The sequence below is a fragment of the Actinomadura sp. NPDC048032 genome (assembly GCF_040653175.1).
In the GTDB taxonomy this organism is placed as follows: domain Bacteria; phylum Actinomycetota; class Actinomycetes; order Streptosporangiales; family Streptosporangiaceae; genus Spirillospora; species Spirillospora verrucosospora.
The window spans coordinates 1-18,356 of the sequence record NZ_JBEZJP010000062.1; the positions used below are offsets into that span (position 1 = coordinate 1).

At 72.5% G+C, this 18,356-nt stretch carries 16 protein-coding genes; 3 read left to right on the plus strand and 13 right to left on the minus strand.

The genetic code is table 11. From position 1 onward, the window contains the following. Positions 1–299 precede the first annotated feature (299 nt). Positions 300–569 carry a hypothetical protein gene (locus AB0C69_RS11605; RefSeq protein ID WP_360352718.1) on the plus strand — a complete coding sequence of 90 codons (270 nt, stop codon included), beginning with the start codon at positions 300–302 and terminating at the stop codon, positions 567–569. A 14-nt stretch (positions 570–583) separates the two neighbouring features. Here the strand turns inward: AB0C69_RS11605 and AB0C69_RS11610 are convergent, their stop codons facing one another. Next, the gene (locus AB0C69_RS11610) at positions 584–1,612 is read right to left on the minus strand and encodes a hypothetical protein (protein ID WP_360352720.1); all 1,029 of its coding nucleotides are present in this window, start codon (positions 1,610–1,612) and stop codon (positions 584–586) included. Positions 1,613–1,727: 115 nt separating this feature from the next. Between AB0C69_RS11610 and AB0C69_RS11615 the strand changes: the two genes are divergently transcribed. Continuing rightward, the gene (locus AB0C69_RS11615; RefSeq protein ID WP_360352722.1) at positions 1,728–2,327 is read left to right on the plus strand and encodes a TetR/AcrR family transcriptional regulator; all 600 of its coding nucleotides are present in this window, start codon (positions 1,728–1,730) and stop codon (positions 2,325–2,327) included. A 131-nt stretch (positions 2,328–2,458) separates the two neighbouring features. Here AB0C69_RS11615 and AB0C69_RS11620 read toward each other — a convergent pair whose 3' ends face one another. Then, positions 2,459–3,487, minus strand: a complete 1,029-nt coding sequence (locus AB0C69_RS11620) for a LacI family DNA-binding transcriptional regulator (protein ID WP_360352724.1) — start codon at positions 3,485–3,487, stop codon at positions 2,459–2,461. A gap of 109 nt (positions 3,488–3,596) precedes the next feature. On the opposite strand from AB0C69_RS11620, the gene AB0C69_RS11625 reads away from it, so the two are divergent. After that, entirely contained in the window at positions 3,597–5,000 is a 1,404-nt protein-coding gene (locus AB0C69_RS11625) for an amidase (protein ID WP_360352726.1), read from the plus strand. Between the two features lie 87 nt (positions 5,001–5,087). Here AB0C69_RS11625 and AB0C69_RS11630 read toward each other — a convergent pair whose 3' ends face one another. The 11 genes from AB0C69_RS11630 to AB0C69_RS11680 form a co-directional block, all read right to left on the minus strand. Next, positions 5,088–5,663, minus strand: coding sequence for a dihydrofolate reductase family protein (locus AB0C69_RS11630; RefSeq protein ID WP_360352728.1), 576 nt, complete (start codon positions 5,661–5,663; stop codon positions 5,088–5,090). Between the two features lie 106 nt (positions 5,664–5,769). Beyond that, positions 5,770–5,898, minus strand: a complete 129-nt coding sequence (locus AB0C69_RS11635) for a hypothetical protein (protein ID WP_345182856.1) — start codon at positions 5,896–5,898, stop codon at positions 5,770–5,772. A 100-nt stretch (positions 5,899–5,998) separates the two neighbouring features. Continuing rightward, the gene (gene cydC, locus AB0C69_RS11640) at positions 5,999–7,741 is read right to left on the minus strand and encodes a thiol reductant ABC exporter subunit CydC (protein ID WP_360352730.1); all 1,743 of its coding nucleotides are present in this window, start codon (positions 7,739–7,741) and stop codon (positions 5,999–6,001) included. A gap of 109 nt (positions 7,742–7,850) precedes the next feature. Further along, positions 7,851–9,506 (minus strand): thiol reductant ABC exporter subunit CydD, encoded by a 1,656-nt coding sequence (cydD, locus tag AB0C69_RS11645; RefSeq protein WP_360352732.1) that lies wholly within the window; start codon positions 9,504–9,506, stop codon positions 7,851–7,853. Next, positions 9,503–10,525, minus strand: coding sequence for a cytochrome d ubiquinol oxidase subunit II (gene cydB, locus AB0C69_RS11650; protein WP_360352734.1), 1,023 nt, complete (start codon positions 10,523–10,525; stop codon positions 9,503–9,505). Before cydB ends, cydD begins: the two co-directional genes overlap by 4 nt. A gap of 9 nt (positions 10,526–10,534) precedes the next feature. Continuing rightward, positions 10,535–11,953, minus strand: coding sequence for a cytochrome ubiquinol oxidase subunit I (locus AB0C69_RS11655; protein WP_360352736.1), 1,419 nt, complete (start codon positions 11,951–11,953; stop codon positions 10,535–10,537). 202 nt (positions 11,954–12,155) lie between these two features. Further along, entirely contained in the window at positions 12,156–13,028 is an 873-nt protein-coding gene (locus AB0C69_RS11660) for a serine protease (protein ID WP_360352738.1), read from the minus strand. Between the two features lie 145 nt (positions 13,029–13,173). Continuing rightward, a complete protein-coding gene (locus AB0C69_RS11665) occupies positions 13,174–14,457 on the minus strand; it encodes a hypothetical protein (protein WP_360352740.1) in 1,284 nt (427 codons plus the stop codon). Then, positions 14,457–15,722, minus strand: coding sequence for an ATP-grasp domain-containing protein (locus tag AB0C69_RS11670; protein WP_360352742.1), 1,266 nt, complete (start codon positions 15,720–15,722; stop codon positions 14,457–14,459). The genes AB0C69_RS11665 and AB0C69_RS11670 overlap by 1 nt, the downstream gene beginning before the upstream one ends. A gap of 95 nt (positions 15,723–15,817) precedes the next feature. Beyond that, positions 15,818–17,071, minus strand: a complete 1,254-nt coding sequence (locus AB0C69_RS11675) for an MFS transporter (RefSeq protein ID WP_345182865.1) — start codon at positions 17,069–17,071, stop codon at positions 15,818–15,820. Further along, on the minus strand, positions 17,068–18,336 hold the full coding sequence (locus AB0C69_RS11680; RefSeq protein ID WP_360352744.1) for an ATP-grasp domain-containing protein: 1,269 nt from the start codon (positions 18,334–18,336) through the stop codon (positions 17,068–17,070). Before AB0C69_RS11680 ends, AB0C69_RS11675 begins: the two co-directional genes overlap by 4 nt. Positions 18,337–18,356: the final 20 nt, after the last annotated feature.

The following is an 18,356-nucleotide window of genomic DNA, read 5'->3' on the forward strand; positions in this document are numbered from 1 at the left end:
GCGCGGACGCGGTCGCGCTCCTTCACCGTGCCCTCGACGCGCTCCATCAGCTCGTCGGTGGCGTCCAGGAACGCGACAGATCGGAAGAGCGTCGTGTGGATTCAGGGCATATGGGCAAGTCCTTGGGCGAGCCGAAATCTGTTCGGGTTCGATTCCTCGTTCTCGCATGAAGTGGACGGCCCGAACTCGTAACATTCCTCTTGCAAGAGAGCGTGAATATGTAATGCGATGAGCCACGTGCTGGTCGCCAGTGGCTTGGGTGCCGGCGCTTGGGGTTGCTCTTCGGTGGGCGGGTGCGGATGAATCTGGCTGAGGCCAAACGGGAGTACCGGGAGGTGCTCGAGGCGTTCGCCGGTTCGGACGAGGCGGTTTCCGAGGCTCGGCTGGCGGACGTCCGGCGGCGCTTGGACGGTGTGCGCAAGCGTGCGATGCGTCAGATCGACCAGTACACGACGCGTAGGTTCCTTTCCGTCAATCAGCGGCGGGGCATGGTCACCAAGCTGGAATGGATCCACCAGAAGGCGCATGCCGAGGTGCTCGCCATCGCGGCGCAGCGGCGAGGGGAATGATGCCCCGCGAGGTCCTATGCCGGTCGCGTGCGGCTGCGACCGTATTCAGCCAGGGCGTGGAAGGCCGCCTTGGGCTCCCAGGGCATGTCCGGGTAGGTGGTGCCCTTGTCCGGGAGGACCTTGACGATGCCGAAGGACGCCTTGTCGAAGTCGAGGGCGTCGGTGCCGGCGTGAGGCAGGTCGTAGCGGGCGAAGGTGTAGACGAAGGCCGCGTCGATCCCCGAGTTCTCGAAGATGCCGAGGAGTTCGCGCAGGTAGTGGGCCTGCTCCTGCTCGTCGCGGACGACGGGGCGGGTGAAGCGGGCGGGGCGGGCCCTGTCGTTCCATTCGATGACCTCGTCGCCCCGGCTCGCGATGGCGGCGGCGCCGCGGTAGGCGGCGCAGCCGAACTCGGTGACCGCCGCGGGCCTGCCGTGGGCGGTCAGGGCCCGCAGCCCGGCCGGGAGCTGGTCGGCGTTCTGCGCGTCGCGGTAGCCGGCGTCGGTGGCGACCACGTCGAACGGTGTCCAGTCGACGCCCTCGAACGGCAGCGAGGCGTAGCCGACGCGGCCGCCGAACTCGGCCCGCACGGCCGCGACGGCCTTGCCGAGGAAGGCGTTGATCGCGGTGGGCAGGGTGGCCAGCGCGGCGCGGAGCCGCTGCGGGTCGGAGAGGACGGCGGCTCTTTCCTGGAGGGTGTCACCGGGGAGGAAGCCGGCGGTGCAGATGGAGATCTCCGAGCCGGTGAGGAAGACCACCTCGGCGCCGGTGCGGCGCAGCCTCTCCGCGCGGGCGGCGCTGTCGGTCAGGAAGTCGAGCAGTTCGTCCTGGCTGAGGTCGTTGGTGAACGGGCAGTACCAGACTTCGAGCCCGGCGTCGGCGGCGAGGCGCGCGGCCGTCTCCAGGCGGTCGCGGTCTCCGCCGATGATCCGGACGGCGTCGCAGTGCAGGTCGTCGCGGATGATGGCCATCTCGCGGCGGACGGTGGCCGGGTCGAAGGGCTCGCGGGTGGTGGTCCCCGCGCTGGTGAAGCCCGTGTCGAAGTTGATGCCGAGAGCGCGCATGGTCGTTCCTTCGCGTCGAGATTAGGGTACGCAACGTACCCTAAATTGTGGTCTTTCGGCGCTGGAGGAAGGGGATTGAAGTACGCTTCGCACCCTAGGGCGGTGAAGGGGCTGCATGGCTGAGGGCGGTGGGTCGCGGCGGCGGGGGGCCGCGCTGGAGGAGGCGATCCTGCGGGCGGCGGCCGAGGTGCTGCGGGAGTCCGGTGCCGGCGGCCTGACCATGGACGAGGTGGCGCGGCGGGCCGGCACGAACAAGAACGCGATCTACCGGCGGTGGCCGAATCGCGTCGCGCTCGGCGTCGCCGCGTACCGCCGGCTGGCGGACGCCGAGGTCACGGTCCCGGACACCGGTTCGCTGCGGGACGACGCTCTCGACCTGCTGCGCCGCGCGAACAGCACCTGGTCGTCGCCGTACGGGGAGATCCTGCGCGGGCTGATCGCGGCGGCCGGGAGCGCGCCGGAGGTGCTCGCCGAGTTGCGGGACGGCGGTGGCGGCGCCTACGAGGCGGCGTGGCTGACGGTGCTCGGACGGGCGGTGGCCCGCGGTGAGGCCGCGGCCGAGGCGCTGCATCCTCGGGTCGCGTCCACGCCGGTCGCGCTGCTGCGCAACGAGTACATGGCGCGGGGCGTCCCGGCCGTGCCGGACGGCGTCCTCATCGAGATCGTGGAAGAGGTCTTCCTGCCGCTGGTCCGGGGGCGCGCCGCCTTCAGTTGACGAGCTGAACGGGTCGAAGAGCGCCCGCGGCGAAGAGCTCCCTGCGGTCGGCCGACTGTGCGACGGGGCGATCTGGCACGGGCCTTCCTTCTGTCCGGCCAGTGGCCTTTTGCGGCTTTCGGCGGCCCGGGTCAGAACTCCTTGGCGGTGGAGGCCCGGACGATGAGGTCGGGAGGCAGTCGCTCGGACGGGGGCGTCCGTCCGGCGAGCAGATCGACGAGCAGGTCGAGGGCCCGCTCGCCCAACACGTGCATGGGCGAGCGGACGCTGGTGAGCGGGATGGGCAGCTCCGCCGCGAGGGGGGTGTCGTTGTAGCCGACGACGGCGACGTCCTCGCCGGGACGCAGGCCCTGGTCGCGCAGGACGCCGAGCGCGCCGATGGCGGCGAAGTCGTTGACGGCGAAGAGGGCCGTGGGCCGGGGGGCGTGGCGCAGGAGGCGTTCGGCGGCGGCCCGGCCCCCGGCGGCGTCGAAGCCGGAGTGGACGATGTGGGAGCTGGGCACGGGGCGGCCCGCCTCCCGGTAGCGGTCGACGAACCCGGCGGTGCGGTCGGTGCCGGTGCTGGCGAAGGGCTCGCCCGCGATGACGCCGACCCGCCGGTGGCCGAGGGCGAGCAGGTGGTCGGCGACCAGGCGTCCGCCGAGTCGGTCGTCGCAGGTGACGGACGGGTGCCCGCCGGCGTGCCGGCTGACCAGGACGAACGGGACGTGCCGCGCGGCGATCTCGTCGAGGAAGGCGGCGTCGGTGTGCGCGTCGCCGAAGACCAGGCCGTCGACGTGCCGGGACAGCGCCAGCTCGGTGCGCGCCCGCTGCTGCTCGGGCCGGTCGTGGCTGTTCATGACGAAGGTGGTGAGGCCGTGCCGGGCGGCGGCGTCCTCGATGCCCTCGTAGATCGTGGCGAGCACGAGGTCGGACAGCCGGGGGACCAGGACGCCGACGAGGTTGCTGCGCTGGGTGCGCAGGCTGGTGGCGTGCGGGTTGGGGCGGTAGTCCAGCCGGGCGGCCCAGCGCCGGATCTCCTCGGCGGTCTCGCGGGACGCGGCGCGCTGGGCGTCCTCGGGGGAGCCGTTGAGCACCCGGGAGACGGTGGAGACGTCGACGCCCGCCGCCTGCGCGACGGTCCGCAGCGTCGCGGGCCGCTGCCGGTCGTTGCGGGCCACCCCGTCCGCCCTCCTGTCGCCGTGCCCTTGACAGGGCCACCGTCCGGTGTCTTTTATACAACCCAAACGTTTGACCCAATCGTTTGGGTCAACAGAGACCCTCGACCGGGTGGGAAAGAGGCGGAGCCGTGACGCGACGGGTCGATGCGGGACGGTCGGCGTGATCGGCCTGCCGCCGGAGGCGGGCTGGTTCTCCCGGCGGACGGTCGCGGGATTGGGCAGGGCGCTCCGAGACGGGAGGACGTCCCCGGGCGATCTGGTGGAGCGGTCACTGGCCGAGGCGTCACGCCTCGGAGCGCTCAACGCGTTCGTCACCGTGGACGGGCCGGGGGCGCGCGCGGCGGCGGAGCGCGCCGGACGGGAACTGGCCGCGGGCCTCGACCGCGGTCCCCTGCACGGCGTTCCCGTCGCGGTCAAGGACGTCGTCGACACCGCCGGGCTGCGCACCACGAGGGGCTCCCGCCACCACGCGGACCGGGTGCCCGAGCACGACGCCGAGTGCGTGCGCCGGTTGCGCGACGCCGGCGCGATCATCGTCGGGAAGGCCGCGACCCACGAGTTCGCCTTCGGGCCGACCGGCGACCGCTCGCTGAACGGGCCGACCCGCAACCCCTACGGGGACGGGCGGCTCGCCGGCGGGTCCAGCAGCGGGTCGGCCGCGGCCGTGGCCGCCGGGATCGTGCCGCTCGCGGTGGGCACCGACACCGGCGGCTCCGTGCGCATCCCCGCCGCGTGCTGCGGGATCGTCGGGCTCAGGCCCACCCTGGGCGCCGTGCCGTCCGACGGCGTCTTCCCGGTCTCGTGCTCCCTGGACACGGTGGGCCCGATGGCGCGGACCGCCGATGACTGCCTGCTGCTGTGGAACGTTCTGGCCGGACGGGAGGGTCCGGTCCCGGACGTCTCCGGCGCCCGCGTCGGATGGGTGGTGCCGGACGCGCTCCACCCGGTCGACCCGCGCGTGGCCGCCGCAGCCCGCGCCGTGCTGGAGCCACTGCCCGTGCGGGACGTCGCCGTCCCCGACATCGCGCGGATGCGCTGGGCCTACACCGCGATCCAGGGCGGCGAGGTCCACCGGCTCCACGCCGCACGGATGGCCGCCGCGCCTGACCTCTACGACCCGGAGGTGCTGGCGCGCCTCCACGCCGCCGGGCGGGTCACCGCCGAGGACACGGCCACGGCCCGCGAGCTGCGGGAACGGGTCCGCAGTGCGGTGACGGCCCTCTTCGGACGCTTCGAGTTCCTCGCGATGCCCACCGTTCCGGTCGTCGCTCCGCCGCTGGGCGCCCGGACACTGGCGCTGAACGGAACGCCGATCGACGTCCGCGCGGCGCTCCTGGCGTACACCAGCCCCTGGAGCGTGCTCGGACTTCCCGCCGTCAGCCTGCCCGCCGGCCTCGTCGATGGACTGCCCGCCGGGCTGCAACTGATCGCCCGGCCGGGCGCCGAGCGCATGCTCCTCGCCGCTGCGGCCCGCCTGACGAAGACGCCGTCCACCGCCCCGTCGCAGCCATGAAGGAGCCGCCGTGCCGTTCGACCCCCAGGGTGTCCGGCGCGGCATCGAACTGAGCGACAAGGCGGGCGACCGGGGCGCGAGGCTCGGTCAGCGGATGACGCGGTAGGAGAGGTGGGTCGCGGCCGGGGTCTCCGTCACCTGGGTGCGTTCGAGGGTGATCGAGGAATCGAGCGTGCCGAACAACGGCGTACCGCCGCCGACCAGGACCGGGACCACGTGCACGCGGATCTCGTCGACCAGGCCGAGCGGGAGCGCCTGCTGCATGACGGTCGCGCCGTGCAGTCCGACGACCTTGTCGCCCGCCGCCTTCTTGGCCTGCTCGATCGCGCCGGCCACCCCGTCGGTGACGAAGGTGAACACCGGCGGGTACGACCTGGCCGGTGCCTGGTGCGTGACCACGAAGCACGGGAGGTCGCCCATCGGACCGCCCTCGCCCCAGCCGCCCTCCCCCTCGTTCTTCTCGAAGGACTTGCGGCCCATCACCACCGCACCCCAGTCTGCGACGACCTTCTCCAGGATGGCCCGATCGTCGTCGGTCGCCTGGTCGGACATCCACTTGTGCAGCATCCCGGCGCCGTCGCCGAACGGGTTCTCGCGGCTGTCGTTCGGGCCGGTGACGTACCCGTCGAGCGAGACGGACATGTCGCAGATCACTTGGGCCATGGGTAACGCTCTCCCTCTGCCGATGCTGCCGAGTTTCGTTGTGCTGTAGGACTCGGCGTGGCGGCCGAACTCATCGGTGACCGGGCATCAGCCGCCTGCAGGCGCCTCACGGCTGGGAACTGGCGGGCCGGGGCCAGAGGGGCGTGTCGGCTCGGGCGGCGTTCAGGGCGCCGATCGTGGTGGCCAGGGCGAGGAGCACCATGGCGATCCGGAGGGTGATGCGCAAGATCTTCATCTGGGAACCCCCGTTCCGTCGAACGGATCCTGTACCCCGTGTGATGCGGACGGATCGGGAAGTGTTCCCAGAAGACCCCAGAAACAGGTAGGCGGATGGTCTAGGTGAGCTGGGGAGCCGGCGCGGCGGCCTGCTCGCGTTGCCAGAGGGCGCGGTAGGGGCCGGGGCGGTTCACGAGGTCGCTGTGGGCGCCCCGGTCGATGACGCGGCCCCCGTCCAGGACGATGATCTCGTCGACGGCGTCCAGGCCGGCGAGGCGGTGGGTGACCAGGAGCGTCGTCCGGCCCTCGGTGGCGGTGAGGAGGTCGGCGGTCAGCTCGTCGGCCGTCGCGAGGTCGAGGTGCTCGGCGGGCTCGTCGAGCAGCAGGATCGGGAAGTCGGCGAGGAGGGCGCGGGCCAGGGCGATGCGCTGGCGCTGGCCGCCGGAGACCCGGGCGCCGTGCTCGCCGACGCGGGTGGCGAGGCCGTCCGGGAGGGAGTCGACCCAGTCGAGGAGCCGGGCGCGGCGCAGCGCGTCGCGGATCTCCTCGTCGGTGGCGGACGGGCGGGCCAGGCGGACGTTCTCGCCGATCGTCGAGTCGAACAGGTGGGCGTCCTGGGCGCAGAGGCCGATGACCCGGCGGACGTCGTCGCCCGAGAGCGCGCGCAGGTCGACGCCGTTGAGGGACGTCCGGCCGCCGGAGGATTCCAGGAAGCGGAGCAGCACGGCCGCCAGGGTGGTCTTGCCCGATCCGCTCGGGCCGACGATCGCGCAGCGGCGGCCGGGCGCGAGTTCCAGGGAGACGCCGTCGAGGGCGTAGGGCGCGGTGGGCGTCCACCGGGCTCGGAGGTTCTCGACCGAGAGCGTGTAGGGCGCTGCGGGCAGGGGTGCCGGGGCGACCGGCTCCTGGACCGGGGGCGGGCTGTCCAGGACGGCGAAGACGCGCGCGGCCGAACGGCGGACCCGCTCCAGGTACTGCGCGGCCAGGGGCAGCCCGGCGACGACCTCGAACGCGGCCAGCGGGAGGAGGACGACGACCGCGAGGAGGACGCCGTCGAGCGCTCCCGAGCGGACGGCCGGTACGCCGACGGCGAGACTGCCCCAGACGGCCAGACCGCCGGCGAGTGCGGAGATGGCGGCGCCGAGTCCCGCGGTGGTCGCGGAACGGGCCGTGGCACGCGTGAAATCGCGATCGAGCTGCGCGGCCTTCGCGAGCTGCTCGGGGGCGGCGCCGTACGCGATGAGTTCCGGCGCGCCCTGGAGGGTGTCGACGACGTGCGAGGTGAGCTCGCCGCGCAGGTCGGTCGTGCGGCGCTCGGCGCGGCGGGAGACGGCGCCGGACAGCCAGGGGGCGACGACCCCGGCGAGCAGCAGGGCCAGCAGGAGGACGACGCCCGCCGAGGGAAGCAGCAGCCAGGCGAGCCCGACGGAGGCGCCGCCGACGACCGCGGCGACGGTGCAGGGCATCAGGACCCGCAGGAAGAGGTCCTGGACGGCGTCGACGTCCGCGACCAGCCGGCTCAGGAGGTCGCCGCCGCGGAAGGCGGGGAGCCCGGCGGGCGCGAGCCGCTCCAGCCGCTCGTACACCCGGGCCCGCAGGTCGGCGAGGATCCGGAACGTCGCGTCGTGGCCCACGAGGCGCTCGACGTACCGGAACACGCCCCGCCCCAGGCCGAACGCGCGGACCGCCACGATCGCGACCATCAGCATGAGCACCGGCGGATGCTGCGCCGCCCGCGAGATCAGCCACGCCGACGTCGCCATCAGCCCGACCCCGCTGCCGAGCGCCAGCACCCCGAACAGCACCGCCAGCGCGAGCCGTCCCCGCGCCGGACGCGCGAACCGGAGAAGCCGGAAGATCATGCCCTCACCCCCGCCTCGTCGGCCGAAGCCTCCGCCGCGCCCCACGAGGACGCGGAGGTTTCACGTGAATCATCCGTCCCGGCGATCCGCGCGGGGCGCGGGCGGCGGGTCATGCCGTCACCAGCGCCGGGGCGACGGGGACGGTGCGGTCGGCCATCGCGGCCAGCGCCGGGCGGTGGGCCACGAGGATCACCGTGCGGGACTCCGCCAGCCGCTGGACGGCGTCGAGGACGGCGGCCTCGCTCTCGGCGTCCAGGTGGGAGGTCGGCTCGTCCAGGAGGAGGAGCGGGGCGTCGCGGAGGAAGGCGCGGGCCAGGGCGATGCGCTGGCGCTGGCCCGCGGACAGGCCCGCGCCGCGGTCGCCCAGGGGGGTGTCGAAGCCCGAGGGGAGGGCGTCGACGAACCCGAGGGCGTTCGCGGCGCGGGCGGCCTCGCGGACCTCGGCGTCGGACGCGTCCGGGCGGCCGAGGCGGATGTTCGCGGCGACGGTGCCGGCGAACAGGTGCGGGTGCTGGGGGACCCAGGCGATCCGCTCGCGCCAGGCGTCCGGGGCCAGGTCGGCGAGGTCGTCCCACTCGACCAGGACGCGGCCCGAGTCCGGGCGGACGAAGCCGAGCAGCACCGCGAGCACGGTCGACTTGCCCGCGCCGCTCGGGCCGACCAGCGCGACCGTCTCGCCCGGGTGGACGGTCAGCGAGAAGTCGTCGAGGGCGGGGACGTCGCGGCCGGGGTACGTCACCGTCACGCCGTCCAGGCGGAGCGTGGCGCGGTCGGGGTCGGGGACGTCCCGCCGCGTCCCGGCGGGCGGCAGCGGCGTCTCGAGGACCTCGAAGATCCGCGCGGCGGCGGTGAGGCCCTCGACGCTCGCGTGGTACTGCGCGCCGACCTGGCGGAGGGGCAGGTAGGCCTCCGGGGCCAGGATGAGGACGAGCAGCGCGGTCTCCAGGCCGAGGCCGCCCTCCACGAGCCGGAGCCCGATCGACACGGCGACCAGCGCGACGGACAGGGTGGACAGCACTTCGAGGACGAGGGCGGACAGGAACGCGATCCGCAGGGTGGACATGGTCGCGCGCCGGTGCCGGCCGGTGATCTCGCGGATCCGGTCCGCCTGCGCGCGGGCCCGGCCGAAGATCTTCAGCGTGGGCAGCCCGGCGACGACGTCCAGGAAGTGGGCGGACAGCAGGGAGAGCGTCCGCCACTGCCGGTCCATCCTGCGCTGGGTGGTGAGCCCGACCAGGATCGCGAAGACGGGGATGAGCGGCAGCGTCGCGGCGATCGTCACGGCGGAGAGCCAGTCGCCGAGCAGGATCCGCGCGCCGACCGCCACCGGGACGATCACCGCCAGGACGAGCTGCGGCAGGTAGCGGGAGAAGTAGTCGTCCAGCGCGTCGATCCCGCGGGTGGCGAGGGTGGCGAGCTCGCCGCTGCGCTCCCCGGACAGCCAGCGCGGCCCGAGGGCCAGGGCGCGGGCGAGCAGCCGGCCGCGCAGCTGCGACTTCACCGCGGCGGACGAGCGGTGCGCGGCGACCTCCTGGAGCCACGCGACGAGCGTCCGGCCGAGGACGACGGCGAGGAGCAGCAGGAGCGGGGTGCGCAGGTCGCCGAGGGAGGCGCCGTGCAGGAAGGCGCGGGTGAGCATGCCGGCGAGGAGGGTCGCCTGCGCGATGATCAGTCCGGCGGTGGCGGCGCCGAGCAGCACGGACGCCGCGAGGAACGGGCGCGTGGTGCGGGCGTGGCGCAGCAGCCGGGGGTCGAGGGGCTTCATGCGACCGGCTTCTTCGCGTGAGGCTTCTTCACGGGGATGTGGGACGTGCCGATCCGCTTGCGGAAGACCCAGTACGTCCAGCCCTGGTAGATCATCACGATCGGGGTGAACACGGCCGCCACCCACGTCATGATCTTCAACGTGTAGGCGGACGAGGCGGCGTTCGCGGTGGTCAGGCCGCCGGTGCCGAGGGTGGACGGCAGGACGTCCGGGAACAGCGACAGGAACAGGGTGGCGACGGCGAGCACGATGGCGGCGCCGGTCCCGACGAACGCCCAGCCCTCGCGGCCGCGCCGGTTGGCCGCCGCGGCGGCGAGCAGCCCGGCGGCGGCGCCCGCGACGGTGAGCCAGGTGACGGGCTTGCCGTACTGGAGCTGGGTGATCAGCAGGAAGCCGCCTCCGGTGACGATCGCGGCGACCGCGGCGAGGCCGGCGATGCGGCGGGCCCGCGCCCGGACGCCCCCGGACGTCTTGAGCGCGAGGAACACCGCGCCGTGCAGGAGGAACAGCGTCACGGTGGTGAGCCCGCCGAGCAGCGCGTACGGGTTGAGCAGGTCGCCGAGGGAGCCGGCGAACTCGTGGTCGGCGTCGAGCGGCACGCCGCGCACCATGTTCGCGAACGCGACGCCCCACACGAACGCGGGCACGAGGCTGCCCCAGAAGATGCACCTGTCCCAGCGGGCCCGCCAGCGGGCGTCGTCGCGCTTGCCGCGGTACTCGAACGCGACGCCGCGGATGATCAGTGCGAGCAGGATCGCGAGGAGCGGCAGGTAGAAGCCGCTGAACAGGGTGGCGTACCACTCGGGGAACGCGGCGAAGGTGGCGGCGCCGGCGACGATGAACCACACCTCGTTGCCGTCCCAGACGGGGCCGATGGTGTTGATGACGACGCGGCGCTCGACGTCGTCGCGGCCGAGCACGGGCAGCAGCATCCCGACGCCGAAGTCGAAGCCCTCCAGGAAGAAGTAGCTCGTCCACAGGAAGGCGATGATGACGAACCAGGCGGTGGTGAGTTCCATGACCGGCCCTCAGTAGGCGAACGCGAGCGAGCGCTCGGAGTCGGAGTCGGAGTCGGGGCCGTCGGACGGCGGCGGCAGCACCTCGTCCTCCGACGGCGGCCCGGCCTTGGCGTATCTGAGCATCAGCCCCGTCTCGATGACCAGGAGGACGCCGTAGAGCGCGGTCAGCGACGCGACCGAGATCAGCATCGACGAGGCCGACACCCCGGGCGAGACGCTGGACGAGGTCTTCAGCACGCCGAACACCGACCAGGGCTGCCGCCCCATCTCGGTGAAGATCCATCCGGCGGAGTTGCCGATGAAGGGCAGGGTCAGCGACAGGACGCCGATCCGGTACACCCAGGGGTTGGAGGGGAGCCTGCCGCGGCGCAGCAGCCACAGCCCGGCCACCGAGACCAGCGCCATGGCGATCCCGGCGCCGGACATGACCCGGAAGTTCCAGTAGATGACCGGGATCATCGGCCGGTAGTCGCCGGCCCCGTAGCGCTCCTGCTCGGCGGCCTGGACGTCGTTGATTCCCTTGACCTCGCCGTCGAGGGTGCCGGTGGCGAGGAACGACAGCAGGCGCGGCACCTTGAGGCCGAAGACCTCCTTCTCGCCGTTCAGCGTCCCGACGGTGAAGATCGAGAAGGAGGCGGGCCGCTCGGTCTCGTAGAGCGCCTCGGCGGCGGCCATCTTCATCGGCTGCTGCTCGGTCATGACCTTGCCCTGGAGGTCGCCGGTGATCGCGACGCCGATGGACGCGATGGCGGTGACGACGAGCGCGAGCTTCAGCGACGGCCGGAAGACCTCGACGTTCTTGCGGCGGGCGAGGTGCCAGGCGCTGACGCCGGCCATGAACATGCCGCCGGTGGCGAACGCCGCCGTCATGGTGTGCGGGAACGCGACGAGCTGCGTGGAGTTGGTCAGGACGGCCCAGAAGTCGGTGAGGACGGCCCGTCCGGACTCGTGGTCGATCCGGTAGCCGACGGGGTGCTGCATCCAGGAGTTCGCGGCGAGGATGAAGTACGCCGACAGCAGGGTCCCGATGTGCACGAGCCAGATGCAGCCGAGGTGCAGCCGTTTCGGCAGCCGGTCCCAGCCGAAGATCCACAGGCCGAGGAAGGTCGACTCGACGAAGAAGGCGAGGAGGCCCTCGATGGCGAGCGGCGCCCCGAAGACGTCACCGACGAACCGGGAGTAGTCACTCCAGTTCATGCCGAACTGGAACTCCTGCACGATGCCGGTGACGATCCCCATCGCGAAGTTGATCAGGAAGAGCTTGCCCCAGAACTTGGTGGCGCGCAGGTACGCCGTCCTCCCCGTCCGCAGCCAGGCGGTCTGGAGCACCGCGACCAGCGCGGAGAGCCCGATCGTGAGCGGGACGAAGAGGAAGTGGTAGACGGTGGTGATCCCGAACTGCCACCGGGCGATGTCGACGGTGTCCATGGGCGCAGGCCTCTCCGGCTCATCTACTACAAGCTGTAGTACTTCATCCTGTCAGAAATACTACGGGCTGTAGTACTACAACCGGTGGTTAGTTGGGTCACTCGCCCGGACACGGCCGGACGGGGCGGCGCGAGGGGTGCGCCGCCCCGTCCGGGGGAGGGTCCGCGTTCGGTCTAGAGGGCCGCGCCGGCGCGGCCGGGGGTCAACTGCTCGCGCGCGGGACGAGGCAGCCCGGGCGGTTGAAGTCGATCACGCTGCCGGGGGCGATGCAGGCGGCCAGGGTGTAGGTCTGCTGGGCGTAGCCGATGTTCGGGTGAACCGTGATGGTGCCGGACTGGTCGACCTCGCACGGGTTGTTCAGCGTGCAGCGGCCGCCGTCCTCGTTGATGGTGTTGTTCGCGCCGACCACCTTGCCGGTCGAGGCGTCGACGAGCGGGGAGCCCGACGTGCCGCCGATGACGTTGCACGCGGGGGTGTAGCGGATCGAGTCCTTCCACGTCCAGTCCCCTTCCCGGACGCGGTAGGCGAAGCCGTCGATGTTGCAGGAGTAGATCCTGCGCCAGTAGCCGGAGACCACGCGCACGTCGGCGCCCGCGGTGGGGTGGGTGAGCGAGAGCTGGAGCGCCGGCGTCCGGTAGGTCTGCTGGATGGTCGCGTAGCTCTGGCTGAGCCGGTACAGGGTCACGTCGGTGTCGGTCATGGTGGCGTACAGCACCCTGTTGGCGCGCAGCGTGCCGAGCGTGCCCGAGCCGCTGGAGTTGAGCAGGCTGAACGTGCGGCTGGACGCCCGGTTCGTGATGACCTGGCCGGCGCCGGGCATGCCGCCCTCGTAGCAGTGGCCGTTGGTGAGCACGAGCGCCGGGTCGCTGTCGGCGGCGGTCGGGGTGCGCACGAGCGAGCCGGAGCAGTTGCTCAGCGCGACGATCCCGGTGAAGTCGACGGCCTTGACCTGGGCGGACGGTGCGGGAGCGGAGGCGGCGGCCGGGACGGCGGCGGAGGCGGTGGAGGCGCCGGCGGTCAGGGCGGCGGCGCCGACGGTGGCCGCGGCGAGCGCGCCGAGAATGCGTCTGTGCATGGCGGGGGGTCCTCTCCGGTGAGGGTGGCAGCGTGATGCTAACCACCGGCCCGCCGCCCAGAAAGGGCGAAAGTGGACGAAATGGGAGAGCGCCACGAATCTGGCAGGCATTGCACAGCCAGACCCGCGGCGCCCGCCCCCGAGGTCAGTAGTGGAACGCGGAGGTCATCCTCGCGCCCTTGGTGCCGAGGTTGACCACGGACGCGCCGCCGGACGGGACGGTCCGGCAGAACGCGCCGCCGTAGCCGTCCGGGAAGACGAAGAGGCCCCACACGGCGATCCAGTCCTCGACCGCGCCGGTCTCCGGGTTGAGCATCGGTTCGCTCACGGGGACCACGCGGCGCTGGACGATGTAGTCCTCCTTCAGGCAGCCGGCGACCGTCTCGGCCCACTCGCGGTCGGTCTGGTCCCAGCCCGCGCGGACGCCCCGTCCCGACAGGCCCGCGACCGGCTTGAGGATCAGCTCCTCCCGCTCGGAGCGGACCCGGTCGGCGAGGTCGGGGGTGAGGGTGCGCGTCCACGGCAGGATCCGGTCGATCAGGGCGTTCTCGTCCGGGGACAGGTCCGCGCGCATGGCGGGATCGGAGACGAGCGGCAGGCAGCTCTTGTAGGAGAACATGGACGCCGTCAGGGGAGTCCACAGGACGACCTTGCCCTCCTCGCAGGCGCGCATGACGGTCTCGACGGGCTCGTCGTTGCGCGGGTCCCGCGCCACCTGGTGGGCGGAGAAGTACCGCAGGACGAGGTCGAGCGGACGGTCGTGCAGGTACAGCCGTCCGTCCCTCTCCCGCACCTGGTCCACTTCGCCGATGAGCAGTTCGATGCCGCACCGCTTCATCGACTCCTGGAAGGAGCGGTGCAGCGGCTCGTACGCCGCCATCCCGTTGATGGCCTCGAGGGTGGCGACGACGGGTGCCTCCTTCTGCGTGGCCTGGACGAAATGCCGCGCTATGGCCGCCGGAGTGTCGACGCTCGACAGGCCGTGCTCGTCCGCGAACGCGGCGAACTCCTTGTGGCCGAGCAGGGTGCGGTTGACCTCGCTCATGTCGACGCCGCCGAGTTCGCTGCCGATGTTGAACTCCAGCAGCCGGAACCGCGAGCCGTCGTCGTACAGGTCGGCCCGCCCCCACAGGAACGGCTCCGCGTCGAACCGGGTCATGAGTTCGGTGCGGCGCGCGTCCGCGCCGATCGCGGCGCAGAACGCGCGGCGGTCGCCGCCGAACAGCCGGTCCGGCAGGGACGTCATCAGCCGGAACAGCCCGGACAGGTCGTCCGCGGCCTCGCGCGTGCGCGCCTCGGACGACAGCAGCGGCCGCGTCCCCAGGTATCCGCCCCACGCCCGGTCGAACACGGGCGGGAACTCGACCTCCGACATGACGTCGCGCAGGGGCCCCTCGGCGGCGGCCGCGACGTACTTCGCGGTGACCATCAGGCGGTCTCCTCCACGTCCACGACCAGGTCCTTCTCGATCTTGCGGATGACCTCGCGGTCGGCGTAGATCTGCTCGGCGTCCTCGTGGGCGAGGATGATGTAGCCCATCGTCATGCTGGCGAACAGGTCCGTGCTGGCGTCGACGCGGTCGCCGGTGCTCACCAGGTGCACCGGCGAGTGGTAGCTGGGCAGGTCGCGCGCCCGGTCGTAGATCTCGGCGTTGCGCACGATCCCGGTGGAGTGCGACATGAGGAACACGGCCATGACGTTGCGGCGCAGGGTGTAGCCGGGCGGCATCTGCGGGCCGAGGCCGCGGCACACGTCCACGATCCTCGTGACCTGGCTCTCCCCGGTGGCGATCTCGGTCACCGCGGGGTTGCCCGCTCCGGCCAGCCGCGCGTTGACCTCCAGCAGGCGCGGCCCGTCCGGGGTCATCATGATCTCGGTGTGCGCCGCCCAGTTGCGCAGCCCCACCGCGTCCAGCGCGGCGAGCCCGTAGTCGATGAGCTCGCCGTAGGCGCCGGTGTCGTAGGGGAGCCACTCGACGAAGTCGTACACCGCGATGCCCTCGCCGAACGGGACCCGCCGGTACCGGATGATGTCGGTGATCGAGTGCCGGCCGTCGTGGCTGACGGTGTCGATGGCGTACTCGGTGCCGGTCATCATCTCCTGGACGAGGACCTCCTCGGCCAGCACGTCGAGCTTGTCGCGGGTGCCGAGCATGGCCGTGAACTGCTCGCGCCACCCCTGCCCGCCTGGAGCGCGGCTGACTCCCACGGTGCCGGCGCTCGTCGGCGGCTTGACGACGAGGTCCGTGCCGGCGAGGCCCTCGCGCTCGATCCAGGCGGCGACCTCGTCGGGATCGTTCGTGGAGATCTGCCGGGGGACGGGCAGCCCCGCCTCGGCCAGGGCCTGGTGCATGAGGTACTTGTGCCGGCGGGCGTCGACCAGCTCCGGGACGTTGGAGAACTCCGGCGCGAGGGCGTCCGAGCACTCCTGCGCGAGCCGCAGCGCCGCCTCGACGCCGGGGATGACGGCGATCGGCTTCAGCGCGCCGAGCCGGGCGATCGTCTCCGCCATGTCGCCGTGGTGGTTGATGACCGCGTCGTAGTTGCCGGGGTCGTGCGAGGAGTGCAGCGGGGCGAGCGCGGGTCCCGTGTAGTCCATCACGGCCACCGGGCTGAACCCCGCCTCCCGGAGCGCGGGAGCGACCATCGCCGCGGAGGTGAAGGGCCGCACGATTGCGACGACTGGCTTGTCCATGGTGGTCACCTTCTGTTTCGTTCGTTCCACTCGTTGCGCGGGGGGCGTCCTCGCGGGCGCCGCCGCCGTGGTCGTCCGTACGGTGCCGTCCCGCCTCACTCGCCGGCCTCGGCGGCGGCAGGCTCCAGGGCCGGTTCGGCCTCCTCGGCCGGGCGCCGCCGCGCCAGCCCGGCGCCCGCGGCCACGGCCGCGGCGCCCGCGAGCCCGAACGCCCCGGTCAGCAGCCAGACGCCCGAGCCCCACGCGTGCCACGCCGCGACCCCGATCATGGGGCCGACGGCGTAGCCGACCTGCTGCGGGATCGTCGCCGCCGCGATGTAGCGGGCGCGCAGCGCGGGCGGCGCGACGAGGCCGGGGTAGGCCATCATGGACGGCGCCGCGATGATCTCCCCGAACGTCCACACCACCGTCGCGAGGAGGAGCAGCGCCACGGGCGTGGGGCCGGTGTAGACGAGGTGGCCGGCGCCCAGCATCGCCATGCCGAGCGTCATCGGCACCCCGATCGGCAGCCGCTGGAGCCACTTGGACAGCAGCACCTCGAAGGCGATGACGATGCCCCCGTTGACGGTCAGCAGCATCGCGAACACCCGCTCGTCATGGCCCGAGCCCGTCACGAACAGCGGCAGGGCGGCCGACGACTGGATGTAGGTCATGGCGGTGAGGAAGAGGCCGAGTACGACGAGCATGAACCGCCGGTCGGCCAGCACCTGCCCGTAACCGGTGCGGTCCTTGCCGGACCCGCCGCCGGCGACCTCCGGCTCGGCGTCCGACCGCAGCGCCAGGTAGGCGACCACGCCGAACGCCAGCGACGTCGCCGCGTCCACGTAGAACAGCGCGCCGTAGGACGCGTAGGTCAGCAGCAGCGCGGCGCCCATCGGGCCGACCGTCGAACCGACGTTGAACGTCAGCCGCAGCACCGAGAAGACCATCACATGCCGGTCCTTCGGCGTCAGCTCGACCACCCAGGCCATCGCCGCCGGGCGGTACGCCGTCGCGGTCAGCCCCGCTCCCCCGGCGACGAGAGCGCCGATCCACATGTTCGGCACGTGCACGAGCGCCGCGGTGAGCACCGCCGTGCCCGCCATCGAGCCGACGATGACCCATCGGTACCCGACGCGGTCCGCGGCGGCGCCGCCGAGCGCCGACCCGGAGATCCGGCCGATCATGAGCGCGGTCAGCACGACGCCGCTCTCCCACGCGGTGAAGCCCTCGCTGGTCAGGAACAGCACGAGGAACGCGTTGAGGAACGCCGCCAGATTGCTGATCAGGTTCCCGAGGACCAGGATGCGGACCGTCCCGCTCATCCCGCGCAGCGTCGCGAGGATCGTCGGGTGCTCCGGGGACGTCATGGCGCCTGCTCCAGCGGGGTGCCCTCGAACGTGAAGTACCGCCCGGCGTCCGGGATGGCGGCGCGGGTCCGCTCCAGCGTCTCCGCGACCGCGATCACGTAGCCGCAGCGGGCCAGCCCGTTCGGCGGCAGCCGCACCTGCCAGCCCGGCTGCACGGCGAGCTCCACCTCGGCGACCGGCGGACGCATCAGCTCCTTGTCCACGGTCGCCGCCGTGATCTCCATGTCGTGCGGGGGATAGGCGAACCGGATGGACGCCGCCCGGCGCGGCTTCGGGAACGCCACGGCCGGCGGGCGGCCCGCCACCACGTCGGCCGCCGCCAGCGGCCCGTCGACACCGGACGTCAGCAGCCCGAGGTAGGGGATCATCCCCCCGCCGAGCCGGACGTTGATCTCGATGACGTGCTTCGCGCCGTCCGGGGTCAGCTTGAACTCGATGTGCGTGTACCCGTCGGTGAACCCGACCGCGGCGTGGACCCGGGTGAGCATGGCGTGGAACTCGGTGTCGAACAGCAGCGGGTCGCCGGCGTCGACGTCGTGCCCGATCTCCTCGAACGCCAGCGTGCCGCTGCCGCCGAGCACCTTGCGCGCCACGATCAGCGGCGTGCACTCCCCCTGGAACAGGACGCACTCGACGGAGATCTCCGGGCCGTCGAGGAACTCCTCCACGATGACGTAGTCCTCGAACTGGCGGATGCCGCCCAGCCGCGTCCCGTCGGTGAGCGCGAACGCGGCGTCCAGGTCCTCGGGCCTCTCGACCTTGCTGAGGCCGAGGCTGCCGCCGAGGTTTCGCGGCTTGACGATGAGCGGGTAGCCGGTCTCGGCGGCGAAGGCGCGCGCCTCCTCCAGCGACGCCACGGCGCGGGAGGCGGGCTGCGGGAACCCGGCGGCCCGCAGCGCCTCCCGCGTCGCGGACTTGTCCCGGCACCGGGCCACCGCGCCCGGGTCGAGGACGGGGAGGCCGAGCGCCGCGCTGAGGTGCGCGGACGTCTCGATGTAGACCTCGTCGTAGCAGAACACCCCGACGACCTCGTGGTCGCGGGCCACGTCGCGCGCCGCGGCCGTCAGCTTCTCCAGGTCGAGGCAGTCGACGACGGTGTGCCCGGCGATGTAGGGCTCCTCCCAGCTCGCCGGGGCCGGGTTCAGCAGCCAGAGCCGGTACCGCTGCGACACCGACTCCAGGATGTACTTGCGGTAGACCCAGTAGCTGCTCGCGACCAGGAGAAGGAGCGGACGCTCGCCGCCCGCGGGCGGGTCATAGGACATGCGGACCTCGATCGCAGGTT

Coding starts and splice junctions, on each gene's coding strand:
- AB0C69_RS11605 (WP_360352718.1), top strand. CDS start 300: ATGAATCTGGCTGAGGCCAAACGGGAGTACCGGGAGGTGCTCGAGGCG.
- AB0C69_RS11610 (WP_360352720.1), bottom strand. CDS start 1,612: ATGCGCGCTCTCGGCATCAACTTCGACACGGGCTTCACCAGCGCGGGG.
- AB0C69_RS11615 (WP_360352722.1), top strand. CDS start 1,728: ATGGCTGAGGGCGGTGGGTCGCGGCGGCGGGGGGCCGCGCTGGAGGAG.
- AB0C69_RS11630 (WP_360352728.1), bottom strand. CDS start 5,663: ATGGCCCAAGTGATCTGCGACATGTCCGTCTCGCTCGACGGGTACGTC.
- AB0C69_RS11635 (WP_345182856.1), bottom strand. CDS start 5,898: ATGAAGATCTTGCGCATCACCCTCCGGATCGCCATGGTGCTCCTCGCC.
- cydC (WP_360352730.1), bottom strand. CDS start 7,741: ATGATCTTCCGGCTTCTCCGGTTCGCGCGTCCGGCGCGGGGACGGCTC.
- cydD (WP_360352732.1), bottom strand. CDS start 9,506: ATGAAGCCCCTCGACCCCCGGCTGCTGCGCCACGCCCGCACCACGCGC.
- cydB (WP_360352734.1), bottom strand. CDS start 10,525: ATGGAACTCACCACCGCCTGGTTCGTCATCATCGCCTTCCTGTGGACG.
- AB0C69_RS11655 (WP_360352736.1), bottom strand. CDS start 11,953: ATGGACACCGTCGACATCGCCCGGTGGCAGTTCGGGATCACCACCGTC.
- AB0C69_RS11660 (WP_360352738.1), bottom strand. CDS start 13,028: ATGCACAGACGCATTCTCGGCGCGCTCGCCGCGGCCACCGTCGGCGCC.
- AB0C69_RS11665 (WP_360352740.1), bottom strand. CDS start 14,457: ATGGTCACCGCGAAGTACGTCGCGGCCGCCGCCGAGGGGCCCCTGCGC.
- AB0C69_RS11670 (WP_360352742.1), bottom strand. CDS start 15,722: ATGGACAAGCCAGTCGTCGCAATCGTGCGGCCCTTCACCTCCGCGGCG.
- AB0C69_RS11675 (WP_345182865.1), bottom strand. CDS start 17,071: ATGACGTCCCCGGAGCACCCGACGATCCTCGCGACGCTGCGCGGGATG.
- AB0C69_RS11680 (WP_360352744.1), bottom strand. CDS start 18,336: ATGTCCTATGACCCGCCCGCGGGCGGCGAGCGTCCGCTCCTTCTCCTG.